The 25,944-nt window shown below is 64.1% G+C and carries 27 protein-coding genes; 7 read left to right on the forward strand and 20 right to left on the reverse strand.

Features of this window, described 5'->3' with window-relative positions:
• Positions 1-669: 669 nt before the first annotated feature.
• From WBN73_RS08610 to dacB, 16 genes are all read right to left on the reverse strand, one after another.
• Positions 670-2,181 carry a DHA2 family efflux MFS transporter permease subunit gene (locus WBN73_RS08610; protein ID WP_207595740.1) on the reverse strand — a complete coding sequence of 504 codons (1,512 nt, stop codon included), beginning with the start codon at positions 2,179-2,181 and terminating at the stop codon, positions 670-672.
• Positions 2,182-2,286: 105 nt separating this feature from the next.
• The gene (gene panC / locus WBN73_RS08615) at positions 2,287-3,189 is read right to left on the reverse strand and encodes a pantoate--beta-alanine ligase (RefSeq protein WP_337340226.1); all 903 of its coding nucleotides are present in this window, start codon (positions 3,187-3,189) and stop codon (positions 2,287-2,289) included.
• Between the two features lie 5 nt (positions 3,190-3,194).
• Positions 3,195-4,103: a Rossmann-like and DUF2520 domain-containing protein gene (locus WBN73_RS08620; RefSeq protein ID WP_280625764.1), complete on the reverse strand. Its 909-nt coding sequence runs from the start codon at positions 4,101-4,103 to the stop codon at positions 3,195-3,197.
• Positions 4,096-5,718, reverse strand: a complete 1,623-nt coding sequence (locus tag WBN73_RS08625) for a PH domain-containing protein (protein ID WP_337340225.1) — start codon at positions 5,716-5,718, stop codon at positions 4,096-4,098. Before WBN73_RS08625 ends, WBN73_RS08620 begins: the two co-directional genes overlap by 8 nt.
• Positions 5,715-6,227: a PH domain-containing protein gene (locus WBN73_RS08630; RefSeq protein WP_207595736.1), complete on the reverse strand. Its 513-nt coding sequence runs from the start codon at positions 6,225-6,227 to the stop codon at positions 5,715-5,717. The genes WBN73_RS08625 and WBN73_RS08630 overlap by 4 nt, the downstream gene beginning before the upstream one ends.
• Positions 6,208-6,729 carry a DUF3180 domain-containing protein gene (locus tag WBN73_RS08635; protein WP_207595735.1) on the reverse strand — a complete coding sequence of 174 codons (522 nt, stop codon included), beginning with the start codon at positions 6,727-6,729 and terminating at the stop codon, positions 6,208-6,210. The genes WBN73_RS08630 and WBN73_RS08635 overlap by 20 nt, the downstream gene beginning before the upstream one ends.
• Complete coding sequence (gene folK / locus WBN73_RS08640; protein WP_207595734.1) at positions 6,726-7,271, reverse strand: 2-amino-4-hydroxy-6-hydroxymethyldihydropteridine diphosphokinase; 546 nt, start codon at positions 7,269-7,271, stop codon at positions 6,726-6,728. Before folK ends, WBN73_RS08635 begins: the two co-directional genes overlap by 4 nt.
• Positions 7,268-7,627, reverse strand: a complete 360-nt coding sequence (gene folB / locus WBN73_RS08645) for a dihydroneopterin aldolase (protein WP_337340224.1) — start codon at positions 7,625-7,627, stop codon at positions 7,268-7,270. Before folB ends, folK begins: the two co-directional genes overlap by 4 nt.
• Positions 7,628-7,638: 11 nt before the next feature.
• Positions 7,639-8,544 carry a dihydropteroate synthase gene (gene folP, locus WBN73_RS08650; RefSeq protein WP_337340223.1) on the reverse strand — a complete coding sequence of 302 codons (906 nt, stop codon included), beginning with the start codon at positions 8,542-8,544 and terminating at the stop codon, positions 7,639-7,641.
• Positions 8,545-8,549: 5 nt separating this feature from the next.
• On the reverse strand, positions 8,550-9,182 hold the full coding sequence (folE, locus tag WBN73_RS08655; RefSeq protein ID WP_337340222.1) for a GTP cyclohydrolase I FolE: 633 nt from the start codon (positions 9,180-9,182) through the stop codon (positions 8,550-8,552).
• Between the two features lie 10 nt (positions 9,183-9,192).
• Positions 9,193-11,262, reverse strand: a complete 2,070-nt coding sequence (gene ftsH / locus WBN73_RS08660; RefSeq protein WP_089593194.1) for an ATP-dependent zinc metalloprotease FtsH — start codon at positions 11,260-11,262, stop codon at positions 9,193-9,195.
• 239 nt (positions 11,263-11,501) lie between these two features.
• The gene (locus WBN73_RS08665) at positions 11,502-12,332 is read right to left on the reverse strand and encodes a hypothetical protein (RefSeq protein ID WP_337340221.1); all 831 of its coding nucleotides are present in this window, start codon (positions 12,330-12,332) and stop codon (positions 11,502-11,504) included.
• 160 nt (positions 12,333-12,492) lie between these two features.
• Complete coding sequence (gene hpt / locus WBN73_RS08670) at positions 12,493-13,044, reverse strand: hypoxanthine phosphoribosyltransferase (protein ID WP_011772910.1); 552 nt, start codon at positions 13,042-13,044, stop codon at positions 12,493-12,495.
• A gap of 31 nt (positions 13,045-13,075) precedes the next feature.
• The gene (tilS, locus tag WBN73_RS08675) at positions 13,076-14,146 is read right to left on the reverse strand and encodes a tRNA lysidine(34) synthetase TilS (protein ID WP_337340233.1); all 1,071 of its coding nucleotides are present in this window, start codon (positions 14,144-14,146) and stop codon (positions 13,076-13,078) included.
• Between the two features lie 119 nt (positions 14,147-14,265).
• Entirely contained in the window at positions 14,266-15,387 is a 1,122-nt protein-coding gene (locus WBN73_RS08680; RefSeq protein WP_207595730.1) for a zinc-dependent metalloprotease, read from the reverse strand.
• Positions 15,388-15,448: 61 nt separating this feature from the next.
• A complete protein-coding gene (gene dacB / locus WBN73_RS08685; protein ID WP_337340232.1) occupies positions 15,449-16,891 on the reverse strand; it encodes a D-alanyl-D-alanine carboxypeptidase/D-alanyl-D-alanine endopeptidase in 1,443 nt (480 codons plus the stop codon).
• Positions 16,892-17,103: 212 nt separating this feature from the next.
• On the opposite strand from dacB, the gene WBN73_RS08690 reads away from it, so the two are divergent.
• From WBN73_RS08690 to WBN73_RS08715, 6 genes are all read left to right on the forward strand, one after another.
• On the forward strand, positions 17,104-17,592 hold the full coding sequence (locus WBN73_RS08690) for an inorganic diphosphatase (protein ID WP_024818962.1): 489 nt from the start codon (positions 17,104-17,106) through the stop codon (positions 17,590-17,592).
• Between the two features lie 213 nt (positions 17,593-17,805).
• Entirely contained in the window at positions 17,806-18,786 is a 981-nt protein-coding gene (locus tag WBN73_RS08695; RefSeq protein ID WP_280625733.1) for a hypothetical protein, read from the forward strand.
• Positions 18,783-19,586 carry a hypothetical protein gene (locus tag WBN73_RS08700; protein WP_280625731.1) on the forward strand — a complete coding sequence of 268 codons (804 nt, stop codon included), beginning with the start codon at positions 18,783-18,785 and terminating at the stop codon, positions 19,584-19,586. The genes WBN73_RS08695 and WBN73_RS08700 overlap by 4 nt, the downstream gene beginning before the upstream one ends.
• A gap of 46 nt (positions 19,587-19,632) precedes the next feature.
• A complete protein-coding gene (locus WBN73_RS08705) occupies positions 19,633-20,268 on the forward strand; it encodes a hypothetical protein (protein WP_337340220.1) in 636 nt (211 codons plus the stop codon).
• Complete coding sequence (locus WBN73_RS08710; protein ID WP_337340219.1) at positions 20,255-20,890, forward strand: hypothetical protein; 636 nt, start codon at positions 20,255-20,257, stop codon at positions 20,888-20,890. The genes WBN73_RS08705 and WBN73_RS08710 overlap by 14 nt, the downstream gene beginning before the upstream one ends.
• 71 nt (positions 20,891-20,961) lie before the next feature.
• Positions 20,962-21,561: a hypothetical protein gene (locus WBN73_RS08715; protein WP_207595725.1), complete on the forward strand. Its 600-nt coding sequence runs from the start codon at positions 20,962-20,964 to the stop codon at positions 21,559-21,561.
• A gap of 120 nt (positions 21,562-21,681) precedes the next feature.
• Here WBN73_RS08715 and WBN73_RS08720 read toward each other — a convergent pair whose 3' ends face one another.
• Genes WBN73_RS08720 through WBN73_RS08730 form a run of 3 tightly spaced genes read right to left on the reverse strand, consistent with a single transcriptional unit; the run spans position 21,682 to position 23,635 of the window.
• On the reverse strand, positions 21,682-22,278 hold the full coding sequence (locus WBN73_RS08720; RefSeq protein ID WP_337340218.1) for a DUF3618 domain-containing protein: 597 nt from the start codon (positions 22,276-22,278) through the stop codon (positions 21,682-21,684).
• Positions 22,275-22,706: a phage holin family protein gene (locus WBN73_RS08725; RefSeq protein WP_207595723.1), complete on the reverse strand. Its 432-nt coding sequence runs from the start codon at positions 22,704-22,706 to the stop codon at positions 22,275-22,277. Before WBN73_RS08725 ends, WBN73_RS08720 begins: the two co-directional genes overlap by 4 nt.
• Positions 22,703-23,635 carry a hypothetical protein gene (locus tag WBN73_RS08730; protein WP_337340217.1) on the reverse strand — a complete coding sequence of 311 codons (933 nt, stop codon included), beginning with the start codon at positions 23,633-23,635 and terminating at the stop codon, positions 22,703-22,705. Before WBN73_RS08730 ends, WBN73_RS08725 begins: the two co-directional genes overlap by 4 nt.
• Before the next feature lie 184 nt (positions 23,636-23,819).
• On the opposite strand from WBN73_RS08730, the gene WBN73_RS08735 reads away from it, so the two are divergent.
• Entirely contained in the window at positions 23,820-24,902 is a 1,083-nt protein-coding gene (locus WBN73_RS08735; protein ID WP_337340216.1) for an FUSC family protein, read from the forward strand.
• Between the two features lie 3 nt (positions 24,903-24,905).
• Here WBN73_RS08735 and WBN73_RS08740 read toward each other — a convergent pair whose 3' ends face one another.
• On the reverse strand, positions 24,906-25,940 hold the full coding sequence (locus WBN73_RS08740) for an NAD-dependent epimerase/dehydratase family protein (RefSeq protein ID WP_207595721.1): 1,035 nt from the start codon (positions 25,938-25,940) through the stop codon (positions 24,906-24,908).
• Between the last annotated feature and the right edge of the window lie 4 nt (positions 25,941-25,944).

The following is a 25,944-nucleotide window of genomic DNA, read 5'->3' on the forward strand; positions in this document are numbered from 1 at the left end:
CCAGCCATAATTTCAACCAATCAATAAAACAATCGGTATCAACAAACTTGGCACACTATTGAGTTCTCAAACAACAGACACTACCGGCACCACCCACACCCACAAGGGTCCAGGATCGCTCCGGAGCAACTTTTCAAACTTACCCGAACCAGCCGCACAAAGCAAACCAGAACCCGGGCCTCCCACACCAACCAGCAGCACACAAAAGCACCACCGAAACCGGCAATTTGAAGGGAGTCGGTCGCCATCTTTCCGCATCAGCGGCGGCGACTCGAATAACTTTACACGCGCCCCACCCCCACACCAAATCCACCCCAACACCACCCAAAAACCCCGCCAACACAAGGAAAACACCCCCAAAACCACCCCACCACACCCCAAACCAACCCAAGTGAAGCCCATCACACAACCCCACCACCGCCGTCGAACCCCAACCAAACCCAAGGAACATGAGAGAGCATCCGCCCCAAACCCGCGGGATGTGAGCGAGCGACGCCATCAAACCCGAGGGATGTGAGCGAGCGTCGGAAGGTGGACGCTGCACGACCGACCGCCACCCCCTAACCAAGGGCGCCACCCCCTACCAACGGCGCCACCCCGTTAACCAACAAAGCTCCCCCACCACGGTGGGAGAGCTTTGCGGGAAACCGGTCGTCAGCAACCGCGGGTTCAGTGGCCGCCGTGTCCTGCGGCGCCGTCGGTCTTGCGCATCATGGCACCGAGCACCACAGCAGCAACCGCGATAACAGTGGCGGCCATGAACGCCGCCTGCATGCCGGCGACCTGGTTCGAAGATGCAGAAACCACCGCATAGATGGACACCAGCAGCGCCGTACCGGCTGCACCGGCTACCTGCTGCGCGGTGCTGATGATCGCCGATCCGTGCGAGTAGAGGTGCGGCGGCAGCGGGTTCAGGCCAGTGGTGAACGCCGGCGTGAAGAGCAGGGCAAGGCCAAGGCTCAGGGTGACGTGCAGGGCAATGACCCAGCCAAGCGAGCTTCCCTCATCCAGGCGGGAGAACTGCCACAGCGTCAGGACCATGAGCACAGAACCGGTGACGGTGAGCGGCAGGGGGCCAACCTTGTCGAAAATCCGTCCAATGACCGGACCCAGCAGGCCCATGGCCAAACCGCCCGGCAGCAGTGCGAGTCCAGTCTCCAACGGCTGCAGGTGCAAGGTGTTCTGCAGGTACAGCGGCAACAGAATCACACCGCCGAACAGGGCCATCATGGCTACCACCATCAGCAGCGTGGACACCGTGAACATGCGGAACTTGAAGGCACGAAGATCCAGCAGCGGGGCGTCGGACTTCTGGAGCTTGAGCTGCCGGAAGACAAAAAGTGCCAGGCAGAGGACACCAACCACCAGCGCGATCACGGGAACAACGCCGGCCTCGGCGCCACCAATCTGGCTCAGACCGTAGACCAGGCCACCGAAAGCGGGAACAGTGAGGATAACGGAAGGCACGTCAAGCGTGGTCTTCTCGCGCTCCCCCACGTTGGTGAGGTACTTGGCACCTATCGCGAAAGCCGCCAAGGCAACAGGCAGCACGAATACGAACATGAAGCGCCAGGAGAAGTGGTCCAGGATGATGCCGGAAACGGTGGGGCCCATAGCCGGAGCAACCGAGATGGCAATGCTGACGTTGCCCATGACGGCTCCGCGTTTGGACATGGGTACCAGCGTCAGGATGGTGGTCATCAACAGCGGCAGCATGATGGCAGTGCCGCCGGCCTGAACGATGCGCGCCAGCAAAAGCACCAGGAAACCCGGCGCCAAGGCGGCCAGCAAAGTACCACCGCTGAAGAGACCCATGGCCAGCATGAACGCCCCGCGGGTGCTCATCCGCTGAAGGATGAACCCTGTCGTGGGAATGACGACGGCCATGGTCAGCATGAAGCCGGTAGCCAGCCACTGCACAGTGGACGCACTCACTTGGAGGTCCGTCATGAGGCGCTGGAGGGCGACGTTCATGATGGTCTCATTGAGGATCACCACGAAGGTTGCCACCAAAAGGGTGACGATGACCGTCACGGATTCACGGGACATCTTCCCGGAAACCGGCGCCTGCGACGCCGGAGCCGGCGGGGCCTGGTAGGGCGTTGCCTCTACAGAGGCGACCGAACCGGATGCTCCGGATTCAGGCTTGCCGTTGGCGTCGGACGTGACGTCGGTAGACATGAGGGTTCCCCAAGGGTTGGATTTGGTGTCCGGCGATCGATGCCGGTGAAGACTAGAACAGTCTAAAGGCCTATCCAATTCCCGTCAGTAGAAAAATTCCTAACGCTAGGAGAACAAAGGAGCGTTGTCGATGAGCCGCACAGGCCCCACCTTCGCAGCGATGATCGCCAACCCTTCCCCGCGGAACGGTGTCTCCTTGCAGTTTTCGGCGAGCGGTTCCAAGGTGTTGGGGTCGACGACGTCGAAATAGTCCAGTTCCACCAACGGTTGGGATTCAACAAGCGCGACGGCGGAGTCCAGGTCCAGTGGTTCGTGCGCGGTTGCCCGGGACTCGATAAGGCGCAAAGCCCGCGACAACACAAGGGCGGCCTCTCGTTCCTCATCGGAAAGGAACCTGTTTCGGCTTGAAAGCGCCAGGCCGTCCTCACTGCGAACGATGGGCACAGGAACGATCTCCACCGGGAAGTTCAGGTCCGAGACCATCCGCTTCACCAAAGCCAACTGCTGCGCGTCCTTCTGGCCAAAGTAAGCCCGGTAGGCCGCCGTCGTGCCGTCAACGGCAGCACCTCCGGGAAGTCCGTAGTGCAGCAGCTTGGCCACTACGGTCAGGGCGCCGTCAAAGTGACCGGGGCGCGAAGCACCTTCCCATTTTTCACCCAACGGTCCGGAGGTTACCCGCACCAGGGGCTGTCCGCCGGGATACACCTCGCCAACGGACGGCGCGAACACCAGGTCAACGCCTTCGGCGTCCAGCAGGGCCATGTCGGCGTCGAGCGTGCGCGGGTAGCGGTCCAGGTCAACGGCGTCGCCGAACTGCAGCGGGTTGACGAAGATGGTGGCCACCACCACGTCGTTCTCGGCCGCGGCGGTCCGTGCCAGCGCCGCGTGGCCTGAGTGCAGGGCACCCATGGTGGGGACCAATCCCTGCGAATTCCCGCCCTTCGATGCCAGCAAGCGTGCACTTTCAGCACGCAGTTCCGCCGCGGTGGTCACGAGTTTGATGGCCATGCTGTTCAGTGTCCTTCCGGCGACTTGGGGTCGGCACCCAAGGCTTCGTCGATCTCATTCAGTTGTTCGGGCCGCAGGAGCCCGCGGTTTTCCGCCCTGCGTGCGGTGGCCCGCGCCATGGCCTGGTAGGCCGCGAGAACATCGCCGCCCGCACCGCCGTCGTACTCTTTCAGTGCCTGGGCATGCGCGGAAACGGTACCCACATCTCCACGCGCCACCGGACCGGTCAGCGCCGATTCGCCGGATGCAAGGGCGTTCTCCAGTGTGGCGCGCAACAGCGGACCCAGCATGGACTCCGGGTTTTCGACGCCGATCTCCCGCAGCATCTGGGATGCCTGGGCCACCAGCGTGACCATGTGGTTCGAGCTATGCGCAAGGGACGCGTGGTAGAGGGTGCGGTCGGCTTCGGCAATGGCCACCGGTTCGGCACCCATCTCCACCACGAGGGCTTGAGCGATCGGCAGCATGGCCGCATCCGCGGTAACACCAAAAGTGCAATCCATGAGCCGGGTCAGGTCCAAGCTCATGCCCGTGAAAGTCATGGCCGGGTGCAGCGCCAGCGGGATCGCGCCCACCGCACGGACAGGGTTGAGGATTCCCACGCCGAACCGGCCGGACGTGTGTGCCACCAGTTGGCCCGGCTGCCAGGCGCCCAGCTTGGCGAGCCCCGCCACCAACTCCCCGAGGGCGTCGTCCGGAACGGCCAACAGCACCAGTTCCGAACGCTCCACGATGTCCTGGATCTCCAGGACCGGAACACCGGGCAGCAGGTTTTCGGCACGCTCACGGCTCGCCTCCGACACAGCAGAAACCCCGACGACGGCGTGCTCGGCCGCGCGCAAAGCGGCACCCAACACGGCACCCACCTTGCCGGCGCCGATGATTCCGACTCCGAGTCGTCCTGGCCTAGCCATCGTGGCGGTCCTCCTGTTGCGGTGAAGTGTGGGGGTGTTCCGGCTGGATTGGCCGGGCCGGCTGCGCGGATTGTGCCGGCGGGGGCGGCTGTTCCGCTGTGGTCGCAACCTCCGCTGCGGCTGCAACCTCCGGGGCCTGCGGTGCCACCTGCGCCAGCCACTGCTCGCTCGTCTGCCGTTTCCGGGCTTCCCGGGCGCGGGCAGCCTGTTGGTCGAAGAGTTCCACGGCCTGGGCCGCATCAGCTTGGAAGACCCTGGGAGAAACAGGTCCGGCGGTGGTGTGGAGGACAAGGTCGGCCACTCCGAAGCGGCGAGCCAGCGGCCCCTGGTGGAGCGCCATGGACTGCGTCCGCTGATGCGGCACAAGGACCAGCGTGTGCCACCAACGGCCGGATCGGATCAACAACGCCGTGCGCGTGGCAAGGAATCCGTTGCGGCGCCGGCCAAGTGGAGCAAGCAACCGTGCGCGGCGGGGTGTGGTGACAAATTCATCTGTCGGGGCGGCGTCGGGCGCGGCCGGAGCCAACCCATCCAGTCCGGCCGTGAAGACGCGCTCCGGGTCCTCAACCCCCGGGTCCGGCAGCACCAAGGACATCATCCGCAGGACATCGGGCTTCATTCCGACGGGCAGCAGCATGGTCCGGGCGGCACCCTCGGTACTGCCCGATACCCCATAACCCGCCACGTTGACGTGCATCCGGTACCAGCCAAAGATCCTCCAGAGAGGCGGCTGCGTCACCATGACTGCCTGGATGCGTCCGGGAGGCAGGGTCTGCGCCTGAGTGTCCAGGAGACCGTATCGAAGGCGTATACCGTCCGGCGAAATGGCTGCCGTGAAGTTGTAGCCCTTGTTGAAGGAATTCCAGTAGGCTGCGCCGATGCCCAGGATGCCGGGGATGAGCGCCAAGAACAGCGTCTGGTTATCTGTGAAAACAGAGACAGCTACCACCACAGCGGCACCGACCAGGATTCCGACGGTTTGCTCGCTCAACACGAGGGATCCAATGAGCCGTGCCGGAGGCACAGACAGCACCACATGCTCGGGTGCCTCAGGAATTTCCTCTTCCTTACCGGGCTCGCTGACAACGCCGGCCGCCCGCGCAAGGATGGTGGCGCGCAATTGCTTCGCCTGGGCGAGCGGAAGGTAAGCGAGCCGCACCGCCGACTCGCCGGCGTCGGCCACTTCAAATTTGAGTTCAGCGAGGCCAAATATCCTCGCCAAGAGCGGCTGAACAATGTCGATGGCCTGGACACGGTCCAATCTGGCCTGCCGCTGCTGCTTGAACAGGAAACCAGTGTTGACGCGCACGTACCCTTCGGCCACCTGGTAACGCGTGAAGTACCAGGTCAGGATGAAACTGCCCACCGTCAACAGCAGCACCACGGCGCCGCCGGCCAAAAGCCACGGCACACGGCCGTTCAGGTTTGGATCCAGAAAATCCCTGCCCTGCAACATGCGTTCGAATGCGTCACGGCCAAAGAAGAACCCGACGGCGGCCAGCGCCACCCAGCCACGAACGAAAGGTGATGCCGGGTGGACGCGGTTCCAGTCGCCGTCGACCTTTGCTTCCGGTTGATCCGGCAGGCTCACCGCCGCGTTGCCTTCCGGGCTCACAGCCCGGCCAGCCTGGCTTCTCCACGGGCCGAAAGCTGTTCGCGCAGCCGTGCGCCTTCCTCTGCCGGAAGACCTGGCAGGTGCGCGTTGGTTCCGGTCGATGCCGTGTGGAGTTTGAGCGTGCACAGTCCCAAGCTGCGTTCAACCGGACCAACCGCAACGTCCACGTACTGCATCCGGCCGTAGGGAACCACCATGGTGCGTTGGAAGAAGATGCCGCGGCGGATGAGGAGGTCGTCGTCGCGTTCTGCGTAGCCGATGGCGCGTACCTGGCGGGGAATCAACACCAGCCGCCACAGCGCCAGGACCAGCATCACTGCGGGAACCGTGATGGCGAGCCACAAAGGAGGCCAACGCCACCAACCCAGCAGCACGAATATGAGCGGCAAACTGAGGACTGTCAGCATCAGGACATTACCGATGGCCCACTCCACCAACCGCACGGTGACGTACTTCGGGGAAACCCGAAGCCACTGGACGCCGGGAGGATCAATCGCCTCGGTATGCATACTCGCCTTCGCCTTTGGTTTCGCCGCGACGGGGCCCCGGTCCGGCAGTGCCACCTTCAAGATCCTCGGGTGGGATCCGGCAGAAACGCTCCACCACGAGCCCAACCACCACCATGACCACGCCACCGCCGCCCATCAGCAAGGCGTTCCACAGTATTCCCTCGCCGCCGCGCAAGCTGCCGATCCGGAGAAGGTCCATCGAGATTCCGGCATGCCAGCCAAGGAGCAAGGTTCCCGCATAGGCGCAGGCCTGGGCAAGGATCAATGTCCTGGCCGCCAGAATCGGATTGAGCAGGTTCTTCTTCTTGCCGTTGCGCCAGCGCAGCACACGAATGCCCATGATGAGTGTGAGGCCGGCAATAACGGCCATGGTCACCAGCGCGGATACCGGCAGGACCGGGGTGGGCATGCTGAAGCGGTTGGTGGTGGCGGTTGCCAACCATCCAATGACCGCAGCGATGACGGCGATGAGCACCAGAACCACCGGGCGCATTGCTTTCATGGCTGTTCCACTGCTCCCGTCGCAGGCACGCCGGCTACGTCGCCATAACCATCGAAGCGCCGGATATCCGGCATGTCAGCGGCGACGGCAGCCAACTCAGCAACACTGCGCCCGTTCAACTGTGCGTGCGGTTCCAACAACGACCACGGATAGAGCACGAATGCACGCTCAGCTGCCCGCGGATGGGGAAGAGTAAGAATGGGATCGTCACTGACGACGTCGCCGAACACGACGATGTCCACATCCAGCGTCCTGGGACCCCAGCGAACCTCGCGCGTACGGTGGTGCTGCTGTTCGACGTCGTGGCAATGCCTCAAGAGTTCCAGCGGGGTCAACGTGGTTTCCACGGCCATGACCATGTTCAGGAAGTCCGGCTGCCCTTCCGGACCACCGACTGCCTTGGTCTGCACCACCGGGGAAACTCCAAGGAGCCGCACCTCCGGCGGATCCACCAAGGCCGCAACCGCAGTGGAAAGGGTGTCGTTGCGCTCCCCCAGGTTACTGCCGAGGGCCAGGATGGCCTTGGTGTAGCCGGATGTCATGATCGCTCCCGGTGCACACTGACCGTAACGTCGCCGAACGGCACCTCAATGGGAGCCTTGGGCTTGTGGACGGTGACGTCGACGGCGGCCACGCTGTAGTTCGCGAGGATGCCCTCCGCGATCCTGACGGCCAGACCCTCGATCAGGTTCAAGGGCTCGCCCTCGATGTGCCGGGTGATCAGCTCGGCAACTTCACCATAGTGCGCTGTGTACTGCAGGTCATCTGTCTCCGCGGCCTTGGTGAAATCCGTGTGGAGCACTGTATCCACCACGAAAGGCTGGCCGTCACGGCGCTCAAAATCGAACACCCCGTGATAACCCACGGCGGTGACGCCCGTCAGCGTGATCCTGTCCACAGCGTTTCCTATCAGCGTGCGATGCGGGCGGTGACCTTGACGGCGTCAAGGCTGGGTCCGACGTCGTGGACGCGGACAGCCCAGGCGCCCTTGGCGGCGCTCAAAGCGGTGATTGCAGCGGTGGCGGCGTCTCGTTCCAGCGGAGCAGCCGACTTGCCCGCAACAGTGAGCAGCGAACCGAGGAACCGCTTGCGGGAAGCAGCGACCATCACCTTGTGGCCCAACCCGAAGAGCTGATCAAGGTTCTTGAGGATTTCCCAGTTCTGGTCCTCGTTCTTGGAGAAACCGACTCCGGGATCAATGATGATCTGCTCCGGGGCAACGCCCGCTGCGTACAACTTGTCGCGGACGCCGCTGAGTTCAGCCACCACGTCCTGGGTCACGTTGTGGTAGTCCGTCAGGCTGTCCATGGTCATGGCATCGCCGCGGCGGTGCGTAAGGATGTACGGGACCTTGGTCCGGGCTACGAGCTCCGGCATACCGGGCTCGATGGTGAGGCCGGAAACATCGTTGATGATGGCCGCACCAGCCTCCACTGCCGCGGCGGCCGTGGACGTGTGCATCGTGTCGATGCTGACCAGCGCGCCAGCCTTGACCAACGCCTGAATCACCGGAATGACACGGCGCTGTTCTTCTTCCGGGGAAACCGGCTCGGCGCCAGAGCGCGTGGACTCGCCACCGACGTCGATAATGTCCGCGCCGGCGTAAAACATGCGCAAACCAAGCGCGATGGCCGTGTCCGGCGTCCGGTGGGTGCCGCCGTCGCTGAAGGAATCCGGGGTGACATTGAGGATTCCCATGACGAGCGTGCGGTCCGTCGGCAGGTCCTCGAACCTGGCCGCGGGCCGCGGCTTACGGAGAACCGGCAACGGGCTTGTGGCCGGGCCGGTTCCGGGTGCTGCAGCGAGGGAGTCCATAGAGATTACCTTCCGAGTATGAGGCTCATGGCCTCGGCGCGGGTGGCCGGGTCATGGAGCTGACCGCGCACCGCACTGGTGACGGTCTTCGCGCCGGGCTTGCGGATGCCGCGCATGGACATACACATGTGTTCACATTCGACGACCACAATGGCACCACGCGGGTTGAGGTGCTTCACCAACGCCTCAACGATCTGCGTCGTGAGGCGCTCCTGCACCTGCGGCCGGCGCGCGTAGATGTCGACCAACCGCGCCAGCTTGCTGAGGCCTGTCACCTTCCCGTCATGTGACGGGATGTAACCGACATGCGCCACTCCGTGGAACGGCACCAGGTGGTGCTCGCAGGTCGAATAGAACGGAATGTCCTTCACCAGGACGAGCTCTTCATGATCGAGGTCGAACGTGGTGGAAAGGACATCCGCCGGATGCTGGTGGAGCCCGGCAAAAACCTCGGCGTACGCCTTGGCCACGCGCTTGGGCGTGTCCTGGAGGCCGCCACGGTCAGGGTCTTCACCAATAGCCAAGAGGATCTCGCGGACCGCCGCTTCAATGCGCGGACGGTCTACTTTATGGGCGTGCTTGGAGCCCGCGGCGGAGCCGTGGGCGGCGGCGAGGTCGTCGTCGTCGAAATGAGTCACGGCAGATAGCTTAGCCGTGATGCGTGGAGTCGTTGCCGCCGTCAGGTCGCGGTGCCTGGAAGGAGTCCTGGCTGCTGACCCCCTGCGCGTGCGGAGCGACGACGTCCAGGGGTTCGTCCAGACGCGCCTGCTTGGCTTCCTCCTGGGCTTCGCGTTCGGCCTTTTCTGCCCGGCTTTCCACGGGCGGGATGGACTGGACCGGACGGGATTCCTTGGACAGCCAGATCTCACGGAAATCACGCTTCCGGATGTCATGGAAGATCTCGGCAATCTCAGCCTGGTTCAAGGTTTCCCGTTCAAGGAGTTCCAGTGCCAGACGGTCCAGGACGTCCCGGTTTTCCGTGAGGATGGCATAGGCCTCGTCGTGCGCCTGGTCGATGAGTCGACGCACTTCTTCGTCCACCACGTAGGCGATCTGGTCGGAGAAATTGCGTTCCTGTGCGGCGTCGCGGCCGAGGAACGGCTCGCCGCCGCCCTGGCCCAGCTTCACAGCACCAACGCGTTCGCTCATGCCGTACTGCGTGACCATCTTGCGGGCTGTGGAGGTTGCCTTCTCGATGTCATTGGAAGCACCGGTGGAGGGGTCGTGGAACACGATTTCCTCAGCAACGCGGCCACCCATGGCGTAGGCCATCTGGTCCAGCAGTTCGTTACGGGTGATCGAGTACTTGTCGTCCTCAGGAATCACCATGGTGTAGCCGAGTGCGCGGCCACGGGGAAGGATGGTGATCTTGGTGACCGGTGCCGAATTACGAAGGGCAGCGGCAACCAAAGCGTGCCCACCTTCGTGATACGCGGTGATCTTGCGTTCGAGTTCCTTCATGACGCGGCTGCGCTTCTGCGGGCCGGCCATGACACGGTCGATTGCCTCATCCAGTGCGCGGTCGTCAATCAGGTTGGCGTTGGAACGCGCGGTCAGAAGTGCGGCCTCGTTCAGGACGTTGGCCAGGTCAGCGCCCGTGTAACCCGGGGTCTTCTTGGCAACAGCCTTGAGGTCGATGCCCTGCGCCATAGGCTTGCCCTTGGCGTGAACGTTCAGGATCTGCTCGCGGCCGATCATATCCGGGGCTTCCACGGTGATCTGGCGGTCGAAGCGGCCCGGGCGCAGCAACGCGGGGTCCAGGACGTCCGGGCGGTTGGTGGCAGCGATGAGGATGACGTTGGTCTTGACGTCGAAGCCGTCCATCTCCACGAGGAGCTGGTTCAGCGTCTGCTCACGTTCGTCGTTGCCGCCGCCGATGCCGGCACCACGGTGACGACCAACGGCGTCGATCTCATCCACGAAGATGATGGCCGGAGAGCTGGCCTTGGCCTGCTCAAACAAGTCACGGACGCGGGAAGCACCAACGCCGACGAACATTTCAACAAAGTCCGAGCCGGAGATGGAGAAGAAGGGAACGCCGGCTTCGCCTGCAACAGCGCGGGCAAGCAGCGTCTTACCGGTACCTGGAGGGCCGTAAAGCAGCACACCCTTGGGGATCTTGGCGCCAACAGCCTGGAACTTGGCCGGTTCCTGGAGGAACTCCTTTATTTCCTGGAGCTCTTCCACAGCTTCGTCAGCACCGGCTACGTCGGAGAAGGTCACCTGCGGCATGTCCTTGTTGACCAGCTTGGCCTTGGACTTGCCGAACTGCATCACCTTGGAGCCGCCGCCCTGCATGCGGGAAAGAAGGAACCAGAACAGCACACCGAGGAGCAGCACCGGGATGAGCAGCGAGAACAGGCCGGAGAACCAGTTGTTCTCGATCGGCTGGTCGGTGAAGCCCTTTTCCGGGTTGGCGTTGGTGACTGCCTTCACCACATCCGGACCACGATCCGTGACGTAGAAGAACTGAACGTTCTTGCCCTTGTCCTGGCCGTCCAGGTTCAGGTTGTCCTTGAGCACCAGGTCAACGCGGTTTTCGGCGTCGAAGATCTTGGCCTGCTCAACCTTCCCGCTTTGGGAAAGGAGCTCCAGGCCTTCCTTGGTGTCAATGCGCGTTGAACCGCCCGGAGCCAGTGTTGCGAATGCCACCAGGAGCAAGCCAACGACGACAACAATCCAGATGCCCGGGCCCTTGAAGAAACTCTTAGCTTTCATCTGATCGGGGTTTTGCCCCGTCCCTCCTGGTAGTGCTGCAAGGCGCAACTTCTGCGCGCGAGTGGTGCTGCTTCAGTTTCAAGCTATACACCGTTCCCAGTAATTCACGCACCGGAAAGTCCAAAAGTTCCCTCTGGGCGTACACAGGATACTCGCCTCGAGGGCGCTGGGACAGGGGTTTACGTTTGGTGGGCAGTGCACCAGGTTGGATACATCCGAGTGGTCTCGATGCTGCTTGGTCAGGCTGCGACCGGCAGCACCAGCAAATAACCAGCGGGCAGGTCCGTACTCCAGCGCCGGGGTTCACGGACCACAAACTGTGTGGCCAACTGCTCCGGAGTAAGCAGGCTGTTGGGCTCCGGAGAGGGACCCCACTGCCCGCTGCCGTGGGGATAAAGCGGATCCAGGACGCGAATCCCCGTTACCTGGAACTCCGGGAACTGCGCGGGATCACCGATGGACTCAAAGCCGCTCATCACCCAAGCATGCCGGCCGCTCCACATGACCAACCCCACTGGCCGGCCAGTTTCCGCTATGGCACGCGCCGCCGTCTGCAGCGTGTCCTCGTAGGTCGCGACGCTGACCACCGAGTACGGGCCCATTCCAACCTCAGTCAACACCTGCGCCCAGCCCCGGGGGTTGGCACCGTTGAATGAATTCGATGACCGGGCGCGGGCCATCTCCCACAGCTCGCTTTGCTGTGCGGGGGCTGCCCAAGACGCGCCGCCCGTATCGTCAATGAGGTTGTGTGCCATCTGGATGCTCGCGGCTACGCACCAATCAAACGTGTACTGCGGCACGAAGTCACCCTTTTGGTAGAGGTTCAGCGCGAAAGCCTGGGGTACCGGCGGTGGAGGTGCAGGCGCGGGAGGCGGAGCAGGCGCAGGGGGCAGTGTGGGGACGGTGGCGGGCGCAAGAGATGCGACGTCCCCGGCGATTGGCGGGGCCGACGCGGCCGCACTGGACTGGACGGCAGCTGTCCCGTTGACATCTACCGCAGGAGTGCAGGCCGTGAGAAACGTCGACAAGACGACGAGCCATGCCAGGAGACGGGCAAGGGCACCGGTCATGGTTCAGTGTAGCTCCGGGGGCTCCCCCAGGGCACCCCTTGAATGCGGCCGCCCAACGAATGATGCCGTTAACGCGAACGCCGCACCCGCCCGGCCCAAACGCATCCTGAGATGACAGATACGTTGGCGGAACGTGATGCGGCGGAAGGCGACGGGGTATTTACTCGTAAACGTGCGGGGCCAAGGTGCCCACGAAGTCCAGGTTGCGGTACTTTTCGGCGTAGTCGAGGCCGTAGCCCACCACGAACTCGTTGGGGATGTCGTAGCCAACGTACTTGACGTCGATCTCCACCTTGGCGGCGGTCGGCTTGCGGAAGGCCGTGCAGATCTCGACGCTGGCCGTGCCACGGGATTCGAGGTTGGACTTGAGCCAGGAAAGGGTCAGTCCGGAATCGATGATGTCCTCAACAATCAGGACATCCTTGCCCATGAGGTCGGTGTCAAGGTCCTTGAGGATCCGGACCACGCCGGAAGACTGGGTACCGGAACCGTAGGACGAGACAGCCATCCAGTCCATGCTGACGTGGCTGTGCAGAGCGCGCGCCAGGTCAGCCATGACCATGACCGCACCCTTGAGGACACCGACGATCAAGATGTCGCGGCCCTCGTAATCCTTGTCGATCTGCGCTGCGAGTTCCGCGATGCGCGTTTGGATCTGCTCTTTGGTGTAAAGAACGTGCTTGAGATCTGCCTGGACGTCGTTTGAATCCACCAATGGCTCCTGTTTTGATGCTCGGGTGCGGCTACTGTTGGGACGGTTTCTGATGCCGGAATACTAGCTTCCCACAGCGCGCGGCTTCGCGGGGACCGGCGCCGGCCGAATCGTGCGGACTACTGGCAGCCGGAGCACCGGCGGAAACCGAACGCTCCTGCTCCAAATCGCTCAGGGACAACCGGTAAACACTGACGTGGCCGGGAAGCTCCACGGGTCCGGCCGACCCTTGTCGCCGCAGCAGCGCTTCCGCGGCTTGGAGCCGTCCGTAGCCAGGTTGTTGACCCCCGACGTCGGCGGCAGCCTTCGCGATGACCCGGAACCTCAGCGCTGCGGGCAGCTCACGTACGGCGTCTTCCGGAAGCCATGCGCCGCCGTCTTCACGCTGGACAAGTGAGAGATAGGTCTCGTTGGCCAGATCTTCGAGGAAATCGGCATCCTGCTGCAGTATTGCGGCGGTCCGGGCAAGCGACTCGGCGACCCCCGGCCCCAGCTTCTCTTCCAGGACAGGCATGACTTCCACGCGGGTCCGGGACCGGGCGAAGGAAGGGTCGGCGTTGCTGGGATCGTGCCAAGGGGAAAGTTCCTCGACCTCGCAAATTTCCAGGGTCTCGGCTCGGCGAAGGCCCAGGAAAGGGCGGAGAAGGCGACCGCGGGCAGGCCTCATCCCCGCCAAAGACCGAGTCCCTGAACCACGGGCCAAGCCCAGCAACACCTGCTCGGCTTGGTCGTCCAGGGTGTGGCCAAGAAGGATCACATCACACGCCAGGTCCGCGGCAGCAGATTCCAACGCAGCATGGCGGGCATCCCTGGCCGCGGCCTCAGGGCCGAACCCAGTGGCCGCGACTTCCACAGTGCGCACCTCCACCGGAGACAGACCCAGCTCGCGCAACACCGCGGCAGTCCGGGAGGCGACCTCTGCAGAGCCCGGCTGCAGCTGATGATCCACCACCACACCGGCAACCGTTACCGGATGTCCATCGACGTGGCCACGCCGGCCGAAGTACGCGGCTATGGCTGCCAAAGCCAACGAATCCGGCCCACCGCTGCAGGCTACGAGCACCCGCTGGGGATGACCCGCGGAGGCCAAGGCGTTCTGCAACTGTTTCCGGGCCTTGCCGACCACCGGCGCAAGGCGCCCGGGCCGTCGTCGACCCTTACCGCCGCGACCGGCAGCGGAATCGACGCCGGAGCCAGCGGCGGCGGAACCGAAAGGAATGCTCAAAGGCCCATCCGCTCAAGCCACAGCTTGGAGTTGTGGATCTCTTCTTCGGTGGGGAGGAAGTCGGCAGATTCCCACACCCGGTTGAAGCCGTCCATGCCTGCCACGGCTACGACTTCGCGGACGAACTTGGCGCCATCGGTGTACTGGCGCATCTTGGCGTCCAGGCCGAGGAGGTTGCGGATGAACTTCTCCACTACCCCGCGGTCCTTGCCGCGCTCGTTGAAGCGCTGGCGGATGGTCTTCACCGAAGGAACGATGCTCGAATCCACAGCGTCCATCACCACGTTGGCGTGGCCCTCGAGGAGGCTCATAACGGCCGTGATGTGGGACAGGGACGCCTTCTCCTCAGGGTTCTGGAGGAGGTCCAGGATGGCGCCGCGGCCCGGAGTCTTGTCTGAGGGAGTGCGGTCACGCAGGGACTTGGCCACCGCACCAGCGCGCTCCACCAGGGAGTCCATGTTGCCCAGGAGGTTGCCGCTGAGCTTCTCGATTTCGTCGAGCATGTGGTGCCGGAGCCACGGCGCGGCAGCGAATTGCACGCGGTGTGTTTGTTCATGCAGGCAGACCCAGAGGCGGAAGTCGTCCGGGTGGACGTTGAGTTCGCGCTCCACGGAGATGATGTTCGGCGCTACGAGCAGGAGCCGGCCGCCGGGCGGAACGTTGGATTCCGGGGCCAGGGCAGCAAAGGGATCGTACTGGCCAAGGACCTTGCTGGAAAGGAAGGCCAGCACAGCGCCAAGCTGGGTGCCGGTGATGGCACCGCTGGCAGCGGCTGCGGCTGGGGTCATGGACACTCCGCTGCGGCTGTCCAGCATCGTTTTCAACGCGGGTTGGAGCATCACCGCGAAGCTCTGCGTGTTGGCCTTGGACCAGGAAGCGCGGTCCACCACCAGGACGTGCGAGTCACGCAGATCCCGGGCAGCGTCCAACCCGGTGATGTCGTGGACGTGCGGGACGGAGATGTCCGCGTTGAAGCGCAGGTTCTCCACCGCCTTGCCAATCTCCCCGGCGCTAAGCTCCGGACCGGGAGGGGCAAGCCGGGCAGCCGTAGAGGCGGCCAGGTCCCAATTGATCAGGGACGGGGCCCCTGCTGACGAATCGCGGGCAGATGACACCATACGGACCATCACACCACACGAGACTGACAGCGGGCTCTTAAGTTCGCTCCACGCGGAGCATTCAGCCCCGGCAACCGCACGAGGCCAACACCGACGCCGACCGGTCCATGGCCACCTTGTTGGCAGCAGCCCCCGGTTCAAGGTCGTTGCCGATGAAGGAGAACACCAACAACCGCCCGTCGGCGTCCACCACGTAACCACTCAGGGCGATCACCGTATTGAGCGTCCCCGTCTTGGCCCGGACCAGCCCGGCGCCCTCCGCGGTAGAGGCGTCCACATATCTGTCATCCAGGGTTCCGGTCAGGCCGGCCACCGGGAACCCGTCCAGCGCGGTGCGCAGGGAGAGGTCCGGTCCGCTGGTGATGGCACGGACCACCTCGGCAAACTGGCGGGCACTGACCTGGTTTTCCAAGGCCAGTCCGGAGACGTCGGCCAATTGCATCGAACCGGCGGCGATCCCCAGCTCCCCCAACCGTTGGCGCACGGCCGCGGTGGCGCCGTCGTACGTGGCCTTTTGACCGGAAGCCAAGGCGGTCATCCGCCCCAGCGCCTCGGCGAGGAAGTTGTCCGAGGACTCAAGCATGAGGTCCACCTGATCGCTGACTGTGGCTGATTCGGCGGCCGCCAGCACCTTGGCGGGGAGGCCTTTGCCGCGTTCGACGCCGGGACCCACCGCAACGCCGGCAGCCGCCAACTGCTCGGCGAACGCCTCGGCGCTGGTGACGGCGGAATCCTGGGGGCGCGGACCGGTCACGACATCCGGAGCATAGCGGCCTGAGTTCAACGCGAGGGAAAACAACGGTGCTGTCTCGCCGGCGGCGACGTCGTCCAGGCTCCACGCAGGGTTAAGGGGTGCGCCGGCGAAGAGTGAATCGTCCACTCGCACGGTGACAGGTCCCTTGACGCCTGCCGCAGCCAAAGCCGCCGCAGTATCCGAGGCCAGCGAAGCCAGACCGGCGCGTCCAAGAACCGCCGACGGATCCGATGCTGAAGCACCCAGCAGTACGTCCCCTCCGCCGGTCAGCACCACGGTGGAGGGATCCTCGGCTGCGAGCACCCGGGTGGTAAAACGCGTCTCCGGACCGAGGGCTTTCAGCGCAGCCACGGCGGTCAGCAACTTCATATTGGAGGCCGGGATCCGGTTGGCGTTGGCGTCACGGTCAAAGAGGACCTTGCCGGTGGACGCGTCCATCACCATGCCACTGATACTGCCCCCGCCGGCCGGTTTCAGGGTGGCGTCAAGCTGCCGGGCAACCTCAGCGGGCATGGGAACGGGGGCATTGGCGTCCAGGGGAAGCACTCCGCTGACGTCAGCCAAGCGGTCCGGCTCCTGGTGCCAAGCGGGAACCGACGGCGACGGCTTGGGCATGGTCAGCAGGCCCGGCACCATACCGGCCACCACCACGGCACCGAGGCACAGCAGGACTCCGGCCAACAGCAACGGCCATTTCAAGCGCCCCCACGCCGCAGATACCCAGCGGGTATCCCCGTTTTTAACGCCCATCATGGAAGTTGCTTGGTCCTGTCAGTCCTGAAATGTCCCCGCCGGTTCAAGAAACCCGGGCCTCTCGCTATATCCTCAATAGTAGTCGGCGGCACCGGCTGTACTTTTGCCTGCCGCCAGCCCCGGGCTGAGCAGCCTGCCTGAGGCACCGTCACCCGTGACGGCCGCTTCGGCGGAGCGACGCCCCACCCACACCCGTCAAGGAGCATTCCATGAAGCACGACGTGACCATCGAGATCCCCAAGGGATCGCGCGTCAAGTACGAAGTTGACCACGAAACCGGCCGTGTCCGCCTGGACCGCGTCCTTTTCACCTCCATGCAGTACCCCACGCACTACGGTTTCTTCGAGAACACCCTGGGCGAAGACGGCGATCCGCTGGACGCACTGGTGCTCCTGCAGGACTTCGACCTCCACCCGGGCGTCATCGTTGAATCCCGCCCCATCGGCGTCTTCAACATGACCGACGACGGCGGCGGAGACGCCAAGGTCCTCTGCGTCCCCGTTGACGCACGCTTCGACCACATCCAGGAAGTCAGCGACGTCAGCGAATTCCTGATCAAGGAAATCGAGCACTTCTTCACGCGCTACAAGGACCTGGAGCCCGGCAAGTGGGTCAAGGCCGAGGGCTGGGGCGACCGCGCCGCTGCCGAAGCCGAGCTGGAAGCTTCCATCAAGCGCTACGTTCCGGCAGCACACTAGGGCTTAGTCCTTCGCGTTACGCTTCCGCGTCGCGTACTTGCACGTGATGCTCGACGGCGGCTGGTGCGGTTCCCTGCGAACCGCACCAGCCGCCGTCGTTCTTTAACGTCTTTTGCCCGGACTGTACACATGGGCATGTCTCCCCATCGCGGTAGCTCCCGGGTCCGCTTAGGCTGGGACGAGACTTTTCGATGCCTTACACAGGGGGTTCATATGGCTGGGTTCTACGGCGCGGACATCACGCAGCTTCGCAGTCTGGCCGGCGTGATGGGCAAAGCTGCCGACGCCATCAGCCTGCAAAGCACGCAGTTGTCCAACGCCATCAATTCCACAACAGCGTGGCAGGGCCGGGACGCTACGGTGTTCAAGGGCGATTGGAACTCCCAGCACCGGCAGAGCCTGGTCAAGGCCGCCACCATGCTGCGCGAGAATGCCAGCCAGCTGAAGAAGCACGCCAACCAGCAGGAGTTCGCCAGCCACAATGATGGCTCGGGCTCGTCGGTGGGTGTCCTCAAGGACGTCTATGACACCGCGATGGGCGTCAAGGGTTTGGCTGCCCCGCTGTGGACGGCCTACAAATACCTCAAGCTGGGCAACGCGGAATGGGTGAAGACCCGCGAGGTCCTGACCAACTGGCGGGCCGGCGGAACGGTTGTCCGCGACGCCATGACCGCGCTGAGGAACGGCGAGAAAGTCACTGACGTCCTCACCGACCTCAAAGCCAACATCCCTTACAGCCAGGCGTTCCAGGACGCCAGCAAGTTCTCCAAGGGCCTCCGTGTGGCCGGGGCACTGGCGGCACCGCTGAACATCGTGGGCGGCATCAGCGACATGATCAACCCCGAGCACGATGGCTGGCGCGGCACCGGCGACCGCGTTGCCGGCGGCCTGTCCGTGGTGGGTGGCGTTGGCAGCATCATGCTCATGACAGCCGGCGGGGCCGCCTTGCTGGGGCCGATCGGTGCTCCGATCGTGATCGGTGCGGGCATCGTCGCCGGCGCGTGGGCGCTGGGCAACCTCGTAGCCGACAACTGGGACTCCATCAGCAACTTCGCACGCAACCCTGGCAGCTACATCGCCGACGGCGCCAAGGAGGTGGCGGGCTTCGTCAAGGACGCAGGCAGTAAGGTGGCAGACGGGGTCAGTGACGCCGCCAAGTCAGTCGGAAACTTTGTCGGAGGGATATTCGGATGACCACCAGCACCATGAAATGGACCCAGAGGGACATCGAGGCCGCAGCCAAGGTCCTGGCCACGGCCAGCGCCGTCGGTGCGCCCTTGCCTACGCTGACCGATGAAGAAGTTGTAGCCCTGGACGGCGTTCAGCACGAACAGCTGGTGGCGCTGCCGTGGCTTTCGGCCCAGGACGCCAGCAAGGAGCTGATGTGCGCCATCGCCTTGCGCGGCCTGCTCGCCAAGGAACTCGTGTATCCGGTGGTCTTCGAGGGCGAGACCGAGCCTTCCCGCCTGCACGCCACGGAAGAAATCACCGGCGCCCTCACCCTGCGCCGCAGCGGCAGCAGCGTTGTCTCCGTGGAACGCACGGTGTCCACCGGCAAACGTTGGCTCTACGGCTACCTTCACGACGAAGGTGTTCTGCTCGAGGAAGTAGACGAAAGCGGCTTGCACGGCTTCACCGTGGTCACCCGTGACCAACTGGTTCCGCGTTTGGCCGAATTCGTCGACCCCCAGCAGGCTGCCGCCCGCGATACTGAGCCTGCCCTTTACACTGAAGCCCAGTTCGAGGCACACGCCGCTACCGCCTTGGCCGACACCCAGGCCGCAAGCAACGTTGTGGCCTTCAATTCCAATACCAACGAATTCCCCACTGTCACCGTGTACACCGGTCCGTCCGGCGTCCACGTTCTCACCCCCCGCGTGGAGGGCTCGCCAGAATCCGGCCCGGAGCAGGCGGAATCAGTAACGTTCGAGCTGCAGGAAACCTCTGCGGCATCGTTGGCCCGCGTCCTGGGCGGACTGGCCGGACTGGCCTGACGTTCCGCACCCAAGCTGCACACCGCCGTCGAGCTGAAAGTCCCTCATGAGCACTTCCAAGTCCACCACCCTCACTGGGCTGCTTGACCCTGTCAACGGCCGCCCCGTTCGCCGCCATCCTGACACCGGCGCGTACTTCGTCAAGGCTTCGGGTAGTGCCCACTTCTGGGGTCGCGTCCTGGATGCCGTCGTCTTCCTGGTGGGCTACTTGATCCTGGCCGCGATTGCCGCGGTGGTCCGTGAGTCCATGATGAACAGCGGCTCGGCAATCGGTTACAACGACGGTTTGTGGCTGACCCTCTACGTTGTCCTGTGGTTCGTGGGCCTGTTGGTCTACGGAATGATCTGGGGAACCGTGGGCAGCGTAGGCGACGCCGCTGCGGGCATGCGCTCGGTGCGGATCAAGAACGGCACGACGGCGGGCGCCTGGCTGGGCGGATGGCGCGCCATCTGCTGGTCCTTCTTTCCGTTCTTCGTGGTGATGCTCATCGCTTCCGCCATCAGTGGTGGCGGAGACGACACCTGGGATCCGAAGTTCGCCGCCATCGACCGCCGCTCCGGCATTGCGCAGGGCCAGGCACCGGTTCCGGACCCCAAGGTCCCCGCCGCCGAACAAGCCGCTGCGGCCGATCGGCAGGACCTGCCCAACCTCTACGGCCAGCGCCCGGATGCACGGCCGTAACTGGCTGGTCCGCCGTGTTGAGCGCGAGCTCGCCCCCGACCTGGGACAGCTCCGCTGCGTAGCGTCTTCCCGGCACATCTACTGGAAGGTCCTCATCCCTTGCCTCGTGCTGGGGTTCATTTTTGGGACCATCGCAGAGTTCGTCAGCCCCATCCGATCCACCCGGGAAGCCGGGCACTTCAACGATCCCGCCTTCTTTGTGCTGACCAGCATTCTCACGGGTGTGGTGCTGTGGTCCATGACGCTTCTGGGCAGCTTCCGGAAGTTGCTGGTCTTCGACGGCGGGATGGTCGCCAAGTACTCGCAGAAACACACCCGCGTGGTGATTCCCTGGGCCGACATTACGCCCGCAACCATCAAAGCCGTGACCACCTCCGACGGCACCGATCCCGACCGCCGATTGGTGGCACGCCGGAAGGTTTCCCTGGGTGCTGGAGGCCGGAGTGCCGTGGTTTTCCAAGCCCGCGACACGTTCTGGGTCTTCGCTTCGAACCAGGATCCCGCCCCGTTGGTCCTCGCTATCCACGGGGCGATGAATGATGCAGGAACGCCCGGCGCGGCACGGGCAGCGGCAGGTGCGCTGCCCGCCGTCGTCCTTACCGGGCGGACGGCGCTCGACTGAACGGCTGGACTGAACAATGGGCGAATTTTGCCCTTGCAGACCGTCTACCAGCCGGTAGCATGTGATCCACTATGTTCACTCTCACTATCAACCAACGCGACAGCCGGCGCGACGGCGACCTCGTGCCGCAGCTGCTCAAGGACCTGCGGCACATTCCTGCGCGGCTCGACTTTGACCGCTCGGTTGAGGATGAGGTGCAGGGCATCGTCGAATCGGGCCACCAGGCCGTGGAGACTGCCTTGATCGCGCTCCGGTCCAGCCAATGGTACGTAGGAATCGGCGTCGGACCCATCAATGAGCCGCTGCCCAACCTGGTGAAGGACGCGTCGGGCCACGGCCTGGTCTACGCGCGCCGGGCCGTCGACAGGCTGCGCAACGGCAAAGAGCGGATCCCGGTGGCAGTGGACGGACCTTTGACCGCGTTGGCTTCAGAAGCCGAAGCTGTGCTGCGACTCTTGGGACACATCGTCCAACACCGCAGCGCAGCGGAATGGCGGGTCCTTGACCTGCTCACGCCGGGCGTCCGAGGCCAGCAAAAAGCCGTGGCCCAGGAGCTGGGCATCACCACGCAGGCCGTCAGCAAGGCCCTGGCCCGTGCGCAGTGGTCCGAGGAACACGCAGCCCGGCCTGCCGCAGCCCGCTTGCTGCAGATGATCCTGGAAGTGCGCTGATCCAAGACCCAGCCCGACACATCCCAGGAACGCAGCGTTAAACCAACTGAGTCGCAGATGATGCCGTTTTGAAGGCTCAAAAGGGCATCTGCTGCGACTCAGTTGGGTCAGCGGTGGAACTTACTGGTTGCTGACGTTGTCCTTGGCCGTCTGCGCGCGGCCCTGGACATCGGCGGCTGCTGCCTGGCCTTCGTCCTTGACGTTGGCGGCGGCTTCCGTGGCGCTGTCCTTGACGTTCTGCATTGCGTCCTGCGCTGGCTCGCGCAGGTGCTCGGCGACTTCCTGGGCAGCGTGGCTCAGCTCATCGGTCAGTGGCTGGGCTGCTTCCTTGACGGCCTGGGCTGCTTCGCGCTCCTTTTCAGAGGCCGGGAACAGCGAGGACACCAACAAGCCTGCTCCGAACGCGATCAGGCCAGCGGCGATAGGGCTGCCCTGGGCCTTGCGGGTGATTGCCTGCGGCGCGTCACCGATGTCCGATACGGCCCCGGAAACGGTGCCGGCCATACCGGAGACAGCGTCCCCGGCCCGGTGGGCAGCGTTGCCTGCAGCGTCACTGACGTCGTCGCGGGCGCCGAACACAGCGGTCTTGATCTTGTCCACCCTGCGGTTAACGATGTGCGAAGGCGTGACCTTGTCAGCCACGGCGTCAACGTTGGTACTGAGCCGCCGGCGAGTTTCTTCGATATCGGCGCGCAGGGCGTCGGGGTTCTGCGTCATCGTGTCTCCTCAGTGTTCGGTTTCAAAGCGGGGGGTATTTCTTTGACCGTCTCAGCGGTCTGGGGCATGCCCTTGATGGTGTTCAGTTCCTTGCGGCCCTTGGCAGCCAAAACGGCTGCGACGATTCCCCAGATGACCGCGACAATTACAGCGGACCATCCGAGTCCAACAAGTTGGCCCAAGGCCCACCAAAGAGCAATGGACAAGAACAGCACGGTGATGTGGCCGGCGTATGCAGCTCCGCCCAGCATCCCTGCGCCCTTGCCTGCCTTGGTGGCGGACTCTTTCAGCTCCGCCTTGGCCAGCTCCACTTCCTGGCGCATCAACGTGGAAACATCACGCGTCAGGTCGCTCAGGATCTCGCCGAGGGGAAGGGTTTCCGCCTTCACGTGGGCTTCTGTGGGGGGCAGATCGGCGGGACTGCTCATCGGGGTCCTCCGTACTGCGGGTCATCGGGATCAAGCGGTCCGGCAAGCGGGTCGCCCTGGGCCTTAACTCCGCCGGCGTCAGTCTCCGGGTATGGGAGGGTGGATCCGTCGTAGCCACCGGTGGTACCGGCGTCGTATCCGGTGGTGGTGGCTGAACCGTATCCAGCGGTGGTGGCCGTCGGTCCGGGAAGGTCCACGGCGGGAGGAGTCACGGCACCGCCCTGCGTCGGGTAGTAGACAGCTCGAGGCGTCTCAGTGGTGGCTGGGGTAGCGCTTGCTGAGGCTGCGTCGGAGGCGTTGCCTGCCATGCCCCGGCCCAGACGGCCGGCGAGGACGCCGGCTCCTGCAGCCAGCAGCAGGAACGTTCCTGGCTTACGGCGGGCGAAGCCCTTGACTTCATCCAACAGGGAACCGGGATCCCGGCCTTCCAACCACTGGGCAACAGAGGAGGAACGCTGGGCTGCCTGCTGGACCAAGTCCGTCGCCACACCACCGTTTTCAGTCGAGTTGGCCATGGTGGAGAGTTCGTCCGAGATAGACCGCAACCCTTCGGCCACGCGCTGCTGCTGTGCTTGGGCCTGATCGGCCAGCTCGCCCTTGGTCTGCGTGAGCAGTTGGCGGGCATTCACCTTAACCTCGTGGGCAACATGCCCGGCTTCGGTCTTGGCGGTGTCTACAACTCCGCCGGCGGCGTCGCCTACGGCACCGGCCACGCCTGCGGCTTCTTCCTTGGCAGTATCCACCTTGCCGGAACTGGCGGAGCCTGTTCCGGAGCCAGTGGGGGTACCACTGATGCCGGTGGTACCAGCCGTTTGGGTCTCAACGTCGGCTGAATCCAGGTAATTTCCCGTGAACGGTTCGGTGCCTGCATGGGCACCGGTGGTTGGCGCCGCGAAGCTTCCGTCCTGCGGCGATTTGCTCTCAGTCATTATCGCTCTCTTTCCACAGTTGGCAGGCTGCGGACAGCAGCCGGGATAGTAAGTATCGTTACTATCAATGGGTGTGTACCCGTTTGCGGGGGTTCTAATCACCCAATCGAACGTATTGATGTCCCTGCTCACGTTCTGCGCTTTCGGCTCGACAGCCGGGACCATACCTGCGAATGTTGGGGTGATGAGCCAACTGCCCGCGAGGCGACGGCTGATTCCCGCGCTTCGAAAAACTGTCACCCGCCACCGACTCCTGTTCGCTGCCAAAACGGCCGCTGCAGCAGGCCTCGCCTGGTACCTCGCGCCCTTCATGCCCGGCTCCGCCGCTGCGTACCCGTACTACGCGCCCCTGGGCGCCCTGGTCAGCATGCACCCCACTGTGGCCGACTCCGCCAAACATGGGCTCCAAAGCCTGGCCGGGCTGGTGTTGGGCATCGGCATGGCCTTCGCCATCACCACCGTGGCCGCACCGACCGCCTTGGCCGTTGCCCTGGTAGTTGGACTTGGCGTTCTCATTGGCGGTCTCCCACGGCTGGGGACAGCGTCCGAATGGATCCCCATGGCGGCGTTGTTCGTGCTGGTGCTGGGTGATTCCAACGCCGAAGGATTCTCCTTTGCCTACGTTCTTCAAATGGGGTTGGGGGTTGCTGTCGGCTTCGCCGTGAACTGGCTCGTGTTTCCACCCCTGCACCTTGACGACATTGATCCCGCGATCGCCGGACACCAGGGAGCATTGTCCCGTCAACTTAAGGACATGGCCGAAGCCATGCAAGAGTCCTGGCCGCCCAACCACGAGGCTTGGGCCAGCCGAAGCGATGATCTCTCGCTCACCGCCGCAGCTGTGCGGACTGCCGTTCACCAGGCAGAGCTGAGCGCCAAAGCAAACCCCAGGTCCCGCCGTCGGGCAACCCGGATCCCCGGCGACCTCGCCGGATTAAGGACCCTTGAGCGGCTCACGTTCCACGTCCAGGACATCACCGATGTCCTGGCAAGCGCCATCTGGGAAGAAGGTGCAGGGACGGTCATCCCCGACTCAGTAGTGGGAAACCTGGCTGAATCCTTGGAAGCGGTAGCCGCAGTGATCGATCGCTGGCGGGATGCAGAGTCCGGGGAACTCGCCAACCGCCTGGCCGCAGCGAAGGACAGCATCTCTGCCCTCAGCGATGCTGTAGCCGGCGCTGCCGCCGATCATGCACCGGTGAACGCACCGGCGTCCGTCGCCATGAGTCTCCGCCGGATCCTCACGGTAGTGCTGACGGCCGAGTAAGGGCTAGCGCGGATGCAGTGGCGGCGAGGCTTTACGGCCCTTTCCTGCACCGATCCCGTCGAGCATTTCCGCCAGTGATTCCAGCGAGGAATGCTTGGGCGACCAGCCCAGGAGACCATGTGCCCGGGAAGTGTCCATGATGGGCGCATTGGCTGCCATATCCACCCACCCGCCGTCCGTCGCCTGCAAACGGAGACGCCAACTGACCTCGACGGCGGCGCGAAGCACCGGAAGCGGGAACGGCAGCAACCGCCGGGCGTTGAAAATCCACGCCAAGGCGTTGGGGTCGATCACGGGTTCTGCGGCGATGTTGAAGGCACCTTCGGCCTTGCGCTCCAGCGCGCGCCAATAGGCGTCGGCGACGTCGGCGGCGTGTACAGCCTGAAACACCAGTTCCTTGGGAAGAGCCAGCAGCGGCAACCGGGGCTTGCGGGGAACCAGCCGCGGCAGCACCCGGCCCAGGAAGTACCGGCCTACTTCGCTGCCTGCCCCGTCGCTGAACGTCAACGCAGGACGAAGACGGGCCACCACGATCTCCGGGTTCTCCTTCGCGAAGCTGTCCAGGATCCTCTCCTGCGCGGCTTTGTCCGCACTGTAGTGGGACGTGCGGATACCCGCCGCCGGCCAACCCTCCTTGGTCCGCTGGCCCTTGGGTGCTGGTGAATAGGCACCCACGGACGAAGCACACACAACGTGCCCGACCCCGGCTTTCCGGGCTGCGGCCAACACGTGGGCCGTTCCCGCCACGTTGGTCCGGCGAAGCAGTTCGCGGTTGTGGTTCGGCTGGATTAACCAGGCAAGGTGCACCACGGCGTCGGCTCCGGCCAGGGCGGCTTCCAGCGCAGGCTGGTCCTTGCGATCGCCGATATCCACAGTGTGCCACTCGACCCCTTGGTAGGGAGGCGCGTCCTGGTCGGGCTGCCGACGGACAATGCCCACAAGGTCAAGGTCTGCTCCTTCTTCCGAGCGCGCAGCCTGGAGCCGCTTCAGGACTTCGGTGCCAACGTGCCCGGTGGCACCGGTGATCACAATACGCATGGCA

It is taken from the genome of Paenarthrobacter sp. CCNWLY172 (assembly GCF_037402035.1).
GTDB lineage: Bacteria > Actinomycetota > Actinomycetes > Actinomycetales > Micrococcaceae > Arthrobacter.

Bases quoted from the DNA above. Each gene is read 5' to 3' on its own strand.
- WBN73_RS08610 (WP_207595740.1), bottom strand. From the start codon at position 2,181: ATGTCTACCGACGTCACGTCCGACGCCAACGGCAAGCCTGAATCCGGA.
- panC (WP_337340226.1), bottom strand. From the start codon at position 3,189: ATGGCCATCAAACTCGTGACCACCGCGGCGGAACTGCGTGCTGAAAGT.
- WBN73_RS08620 (WP_280625764.1), bottom strand. From the start codon at position 4,103: ATGGCTAGGCCAGGACGACTCGGAGTCGGAATCATCGGCGCCGGCAAG.
- WBN73_RS08630 (WP_207595736.1), bottom strand. From the start codon at position 6,227: ATGCATACCGAGGCGATTGATCCTCCCGGCGTCCAGTGGCTTCGGGTT.
- WBN73_RS08635 (WP_207595735.1), bottom strand. From the start codon at position 6,729: ATGAAAGCAATGCGCCCGGTGGTTCTGGTGCTCATCGCCGTCATCGCT.
- folK (WP_207595734.1), bottom strand. From the start codon at position 7,271: ATGACATCCGGCTACACCAAGGCCATCCTGGCCCTCGGCAGTAACCTG.
- folP (WP_337340223.1), bottom strand. From the start codon at position 8,544: ATGGACTCCCTCGCTGCAGCACCCGGAACCGGCCCGGCCACAAGCCCG.
- ftsH (WP_089593194.1), bottom strand. From the start codon at position 11,262: ATGAAAGCTAAGAGTTTCTTCAAGGGCCCGGGCATCTGGATTGTTGTC.
- WBN73_RS08665 (WP_337340221.1), bottom strand. From the start codon at position 12,332: ATGACCGGTGCCCTTGCCCGTCTCCTGGCATGGCTCGTCGTCTTGTCG.
- WBN73_RS08680 (WP_207595730.1), bottom strand. From the start codon at position 15,387: ATGGTGTCATCTGCCCGCGATTCGTCAGCAGGGGCCCCGTCCCTGATC.
- dacB (WP_337340232.1), bottom strand. From the start codon at position 16,891: ATGGGCGTTAAAAACGGGGATACCCGCTGGGTATCTGCGGCGTGGGGG.
- WBN73_RS08690 (WP_024818962.1), top strand. From the start codon at position 17,104: ATGAAGCACGACGTGACCATCGAGATCCCCAAGGGATCGCGCGTCAAG.
- WBN73_RS08695 (WP_280625733.1), top strand. From the start codon at position 17,806: ATGGCTGGGTTCTACGGCGCGGACATCACGCAGCTTCGCAGTCTGGCC.
- WBN73_RS08700 (WP_280625731.1), top strand. From the start codon at position 18,783: ATGACCACCAGCACCATGAAATGGACCCAGAGGGACATCGAGGCCGCA.
- WBN73_RS08705 (WP_337340220.1), top strand. From the start codon at position 19,633: ATGAGCACTTCCAAGTCCACCACCCTCACTGGGCTGCTTGACCCTGTC.
- WBN73_RS08710 (WP_337340219.1), top strand. From the start codon at position 20,255: ATGCACGGCCGTAACTGGCTGGTCCGCCGTGTTGAGCGCGAGCTCGCC.
- WBN73_RS08715 (WP_207595725.1), top strand. From the start codon at position 20,962: ATGTTCACTCTCACTATCAACCAACGCGACAGCCGGCGCGACGGCGAC.
- WBN73_RS08720 (WP_337340218.1), bottom strand. From the start codon at position 22,278: ATGACGCAGAACCCCGACGCCCTGCGCGCCGATATCGAAGAAACTCGC.
- WBN73_RS08725 (WP_207595723.1), bottom strand. From the start codon at position 22,706: ATGAGCAGTCCCGCCGATCTGCCCCCCACAGAAGCCCACGTGAAGGCG.
- WBN73_RS08730 (WP_337340217.1), bottom strand. From the start codon at position 23,635: ATGACTGAGAGCAAATCGCCGCAGGACGGAAGCTTCGCGGCGCCAACC.
- WBN73_RS08735 (WP_337340216.1), top strand. From the start codon at position 23,820: ATGAGCCAACTGCCCGCGAGGCGACGGCTGATTCCCGCGCTTCGAAAA.
- WBN73_RS08740 (WP_207595721.1), bottom strand. From the start codon at position 25,940: ATGCGTATTGTGATCACCGGTGCCACCGGGCACGTTGGCACCGAAGTC.